The 5,593-nt window shown below is 39.7% G+C and carries 5 protein-coding genes and 1 pseudogene; 2 read left to right on the forward strand and 4 right to left on the reverse strand.

The features are described from left to right. Both Q0X72_RS13990 and Q0X72_RS13185 read right to left on the reverse strand, forming a co-directional pair. Positions 1–176: adenylyltransferase/cytidyltransferase family protein (locus tag Q0X72_RS13990; protein ID WP_367180465.1), on the reverse strand; the 176-nt coding region annotated here is incomplete at its 3' end. A 66-nt stretch (positions 177–242) separates the two neighbouring features. Then, positions 243–896, reverse strand: coding sequence for a CDP-alcohol phosphatidyltransferase family protein (locus Q0X72_RS13185; RefSeq protein WP_297766335.1), 654 nt, complete (start codon positions 894–896; stop codon positions 243–245). A gap of 544 nt (positions 897–1,440) precedes the next feature. On the opposite strand from Q0X72_RS13185, the pseudogene Q0X72_RS13995 reads away from it, so the two are divergent. Further along, positions 1,441–1,710 (forward strand): annotated as a pseudogene (locus Q0X72_RS13995) (glycine cleavage T C-terminal barrel domain-containing protein); the annotation flags it as partial. A gap of 207 nt (positions 1,711–1,917) precedes the next feature. Here the strand turns inward: Q0X72_RS13995 and Q0X72_RS13190 are convergent. Further along, the gene (locus Q0X72_RS13190) at positions 1,918–4,032 is read right to left on the reverse strand and encodes a hypothetical protein (RefSeq protein WP_297766337.1); all 2,115 of its coding nucleotides are present in this window, start codon (positions 4,030–4,032) and stop codon (positions 1,918–1,920) included. 206 nt (positions 4,033–4,238) lie between these two features. Continuing rightward, positions 4,239–4,685 carry a sugar phosphate nucleotidyltransferase gene (locus Q0X72_RS13195; RefSeq protein WP_297766340.1) on the reverse strand — a complete coding sequence of 149 codons (447 nt, stop codon included), beginning with the start codon at positions 4,683–4,685 and terminating at the stop codon, positions 4,239–4,241. Positions 4,686–4,804: 119 nt separating this feature from the next. Here Q0X72_RS13195 and Q0X72_RS13200 point away from each other — a divergent pair, with 119 nt between their 5' ends. Continuing rightward, a complete protein-coding gene (locus Q0X72_RS13200; protein WP_297766343.1) occupies positions 4,805–4,936 on the forward strand; it encodes a hypothetical protein in 132 nt (43 codons plus the stop codon). Positions 4,937–5,593: the final 657 nt, after the last annotated feature.

A 5,593-nucleotide genomic window follows, 5' to 3' on the forward strand; every position in this document is an offset into this window, starting at 1 on the left:
AGCATTTCCACTCGTTGATCAAGGGGAATAACAGGTACATTGGGCTTGTAGGAATTCACCACTTTGTCGGAGGCGACACCAACTGCTACGACATCACCAAGTGTCCCACAGTACTCTAATAAAGCAAGATGTCCTACATGTAATAAATCAAAAGTACCTACCGTATATACAATCATTGTGCTATTTAGCTCCGCAATTTAAAGTAATTTTTGTTGCTGTGCCTTTTCAATCTCGTCGATTTTCTATAAAAGTTTCCAGCCATAAAAACCTGTCATTCCTAGCGTATAAATCGCAAGAATATAAACATTGACCGGATTTCCAGAAAGTTTGGGTGTCTTGATCTGGGACACGTTCAGGATCGCTAGTCCTATACCGCTGGCATAAAGAACGACCGAAAAAATTCCCTGACTCAAAACACTTTCAAATAAAAATATGAAAACCAGAATTATATTGTTGTTATCGAGAGCTAGGCCTGTGTATTTCGATCCATCAGAAAGACCGAATGTGCTGAAATAACTCAACCGTATCGCACTCGCTGCGAGCATTAAGAAAGCGCCTACCAGAAATACAGGATCGAATTTTCCAAAACTTAGCAGAAGAACGGCCGGCGCGACACCATAGCTTACAATGTCGATTAATACGTCAAGTTGGCCGCCAAAAACTCGATCGTCCCCTGTCCGCCCTTTCATTCTTCGTGCAATAAGCCCGTCCGCCCAGTCAAAAGCAACGGCCCAGATCATGCCAATCATTGCTGCGTAATAAATGCCCAGAATGCTGAAGTAAATCGATAATATTGTGCAAGCCAGTCCCGCAAGCGAACACAAGTTGGGGAGATCTTTTACGAAGGAAAGAATAGTTGGTTGTAGCTCTCGTAATTCTGCATGGTCTGTAGACATAGTGATCCAAAAAGTGATACTTGATAATCTTGTTTGATATCAAGTAGATAGAGAATTTTGTCGGCAAAGCGCTAGAATCAGCAGACAACAACAGCGCAGCGTAAATGTATAGCAGTTACAGAATCTAGATGAACAATGTTACGTTGCGAGAACTGCGAAGCCAGAATTTAGGTGGCGACGATAGAAATGATGCGATTGATGCTACGCTGAGTTAACAAACGTAGAAAGAACAACAAATTAAATTAAGTATACCACATATACAATTATTAATCGCGGTGTATAAAAGGAAAGTGCCGAACTGGGATCACCGTTTGAACACACACACAAATCATCAGAAGTCGCTGACCTTCAAGGGCTAAAAGATAGCGCGCCTGGAGAGGTTGTACTGCACGTTCTGTGCTGCGCACCTACGGCTGGCCTGTGGTCATCCTCCTCGGTTGCGCTTTTGCGCGTTTTGGGTGTATTTCTCAGGTATTTGGGCGATTTTTTTGTGCACGCTTTTGCGCTTGTAGTCAAAGATCTAGCGAGCTAGGTAAGGCTCGTCGTCGACAATGAGGATGCTGATCCCATGGCGGGCGATCCCATCCTGTACAGGGACGAATGTGTCGGTTACGTCAGCTCCGGCGGCACCGGGTTTCGCCTCGGGCAATGCCTGGCCCTGGGTTTTATAAAAGCCAGGGTCGACACAGCGGCAGCGGGGTTCGAAGTCGAGATTCTGGGTAAATCATGCACGGCCAGTTTCTCGAAGCTCTTCGTAGCTAGCTATTTGAGGCCAGACTGGCAATTAGCCCGCATATCTCACCGTATTCCGTAGCGAGCGCTTTGCAGCGACCACAGTAGCAAATCGGTGAGATATGCGGGGCAGGCGACACCCTTCCAGTAACTGATCGAATAAGAGGGCGCTTAATCCGAATTCCTGTCTACTACGCAATAACGGAAAAAGATCAAAATCGAGTCGTTACTGTCATTAAAAATTTTTTTAGCAATAAATAAAACCAAAACCGATAAGAAAAATCAGCCATCAAGTTGAAAAAAGTTTCTTACACCCTGCTTCAGGAAAAATTGATTTTAAAGGCAGACTAAAATTAAAGTTCTCAGATTGAAAATTATTTTTTAGCTCCTCGATATACTTGCTCTCCTCAGGACTAAAATTTAATTGTCCTTTTGACTGCTCTATTAGCGTTAATAGTATGGCCTTTTCAAAAGGAACTAATGACTTTCGATCAAGATTAGCCATTTTCTCAGAAGAAGATAAAATGGTTATTAGCTCCATCGCCTGTTCAAGCTCCCCTGCTTTAAGCATGGCAGCAATTAACATTAGCAAATCTCGATTCTCCCGAGTTTCTAATGTTGAAAATAAAAACATGGCGGGCGAATATTCCTTTGATTTTATAGCCATATAGGCAAGCAACCGTTTTTCTGCATCTCCCTTTAAACTTTGAATATAATTTTGATTGAAAGCATCCAATTTGTTTTCATGCAAATCATAATTACTCACTACAGAAAATAACCGTTTCATTCTTGAGTTTCGAGGGAATATAACTGATTGTGTTTTTTTCTGTTCCTCTAGAATATCCTCATGTAATGACGATTCCCAGCACATAGGAAATAAAGATAACTTACTACTCACTTTTAGGTTGTTTTCTTGATTATCAGATTTTTTTGAAAAAAGAAAAAAAGTCTTGCCTACGTATTCAAGAAAATAGTCCTTATGCTGAGTAACGATAAAGTAATCATTTTGGTCTATTTTTAGTATGACATAATCTATTTGATAATTATCGACTTCATTACTGAATACATTTGCAAAATTTTCTTGGGCCTCTAAATACTTTTTGGCAAAATTAAAAGGGTAAAGAAGATTTAAGCGACCATCCCAAAAGACCTTAAAACCTGACGGAAGGTTATATATATTATATCCACCTAGTCCAAAGTCATTGAAAACATGCCCCTGTTTCTTGTTCAGCTTTAGGTAATTTACAGTTTCTACGGGATATAAATTTTCCTTTAATTGACTAAGACCTTTAGTAGATAATAGCTGTATGCCTGTGTTAGTTAACCCTATAAGAGCAAACAAAATTATTACTCCCCAGGTAAAGGAAAGTAGCTTTTGAATTAATGGCTTTAAGGATGAAATAAAGTTTTTGCTGTCCTGATGACTAAGTACATACATCAACAACAACAAAATTATAATCGACGACTGAGTAAGTAACCGGTGCATCAGTGCCGAAACTGCAATTAAAATCAGAATAATAAAAATTAGGCCATATTGCTTTTTTATCGTAAAGAAAATGATTGATATAGCAGCTCCAAACAAAAGCAAATTATATTGAAATCGATAAAAATATTCCGAATCTACTGGTACAAACTCATGGACTATGCTACTCCAATCGTCTCCACCAAAAAAAATTAGCTCAATAAAAAAATGACCATCATTTGGATGAATAAAGCCAATACAGAAAATAATGATTCCCCAGAAGGTCCAAAATTTCCAGGTAAATGACTCCCCCCTCTTGAAGACTTTGTCAAAGAACTTGTCTACGAATAAAGCAAAGAAAATAATGTATCCAAAAATAGGGGTGTGCCAGTTAACCCAAAAGAGCAATACTAAAGAGATTAGAATTAAATTCTGATAACTGAAATTACTTCGCGCTTTAAAATAGAGCATCAAACAGACAATAATCAGAGCATTACCAAGCAACTCTGGTCTAGGGTTAATTCGGAGTAGCAGAAAATACAATAAAATGGGTACTATCAGTAATGTGACCTGCCAACTACACTCGATTTTTTTGGTATAAACGAACAGTGCAGTTAGAATGATGAAAAGATGCAATGCCAAGAAAAATTGATAACCAAATATTAAGCCGAGGTAGCTCACGATACTTGCGAAAGTTATCCCGTATAAGACTGGAAAGTACTTTATTTTCTCACCAAAAAACGTGAAGCTATAATGATCAATCCAAGGTGAGAGCCCCTTTTCCAGATAGTCTTTACCAGCTTGCAAGTAAAAAAACTCATCAAAGGGATGAATAGGTTGAATGGATTGGAGTAATAAAAGAAGGAAGCTAAAGATAAAAACTATATAAATTAAAATTGCATTTTTATGGTTTTTGGTTATTAGGGCTATATTATTTTCCATGGCGCTTTATACGTATTCTTAGAATTTTTTAGATATCCATATTAGTGTGAGCATGATTGTTATTACCCGGCTTCTGACAAACTCTCATTCGATCAGGTTAAGCAAGTATTTAACATAACTGTTCTACAATGACTCAGTTATTTTTCAAGTGGCTCGATATTTATTAACTCAAGGTGCAAAGCTATTTCCTTGGGGGCATGCAATTTTTAACCTCTGCCCATGATATTGACCTGTAGTTGCCCTAAATCGAGATATTGTTTGTTAATATCGGTAATTTCAAGTTCACCGCGTTTTGATGGTTTTAAATCATAAGCAAAATCAACTATCTGATTATCGTAAAAAAATAATTCAGTGATAGCATATTGTGATCTCGGATTATTGGGTTGTTCCTCTAAGCCTATGGTTTCACCATTTTTATTAAAGCTTACTACATCGCATTTTTCTGGATTATTTACATGAAAAGCAAAATCTGTAGCTCCTTTCTTATTGCAATCGATCAGGTTTAAATCACTCTCAAGTCTGTGTCCCAAAAAGATGTTACCCCCTAAAGTCAGCGCGCATGAACCGTTGCCTAGAAATGATTTGCCAATGATAAATGATTGCGCTAACCCATCTATTTGGGTTGTACTGCTTAAGTCAGACTGATACCCCATTGAGATCCATCACCAAGTGGCTGCTGAAATAGAGGCATTTCCTGTGGTGTTGAAATGATTAAAATTTCTGCCATGACAAATTTTAATTTTGATGAACTCGCACTGGGCTGAAAAAAGCCATGAACGAGTCCGATGATCGCGGCCTAGATGCAAAACAGTATCTAGAAAAGATGATGCAGAGAAATGACCCCAATGACATTATTAAGATACTACAGGCTGCGGTATCCCCGGTGCCAGTATCAGAGAAATGATCGTTCATGCCTCGGAAGAGTTGACTATGTTATTCGCGCGCATCCCGCCGAGATTCCAGAGTGGCATACACAATCACACGTTATTTGCCTGTATTGGCCAGCCCGAAGGTGAAGAAGTAGGCACTATTTTCGAACCAGATGAAACTGGTACTGGAATAAAGCCAACAGGAACCTTGAGTTGCAAAAAAGGGAAGTCATCGATCTGCCAGCGGACGTCATGCACTACATCGAAAACCCGGGAGATAGCTACGGTATGTCGTTACATATCTATGGTGGTGATTTTGGCCCTGATGGATGCGCGCAGCCTCTGGTCAGCTAGTGGACACGAATAGTTGGATTTCTGTTTCGAGGTGCTGGTTGGAGAAGCGGTCAAAATGATGAAGCAAAGTTATAACAACCGCGGACTTGAAGCTCTGGCAGATGCAATCCCAGCGACCAAACAATTTATCGACTAAATCGCGTAGCCAAAGTGGATTAGCACGTTGTTAATGAGTATAGGAAGAATTCAGATCCTATTTTCCCTATTCCACCAAGATAAAGAAAGAGTTTCGCGAAACCGCCTGGCCCTGGGTTTTATAAAAGCCAGGGTCGACACAGCGGCAGCGGGGTTCGAAGTCGAGATTCTGGGTAAATCATGCACGGCCAGTTTCTCGAAGC

This window comes from uncultured Muriicola sp., assembly GCF_947258935.1.
GTDB lineage: Bacteria > Bacteroidota > Bacteroidia > Flavobacteriales > Flavobacteriaceae > Muriicola.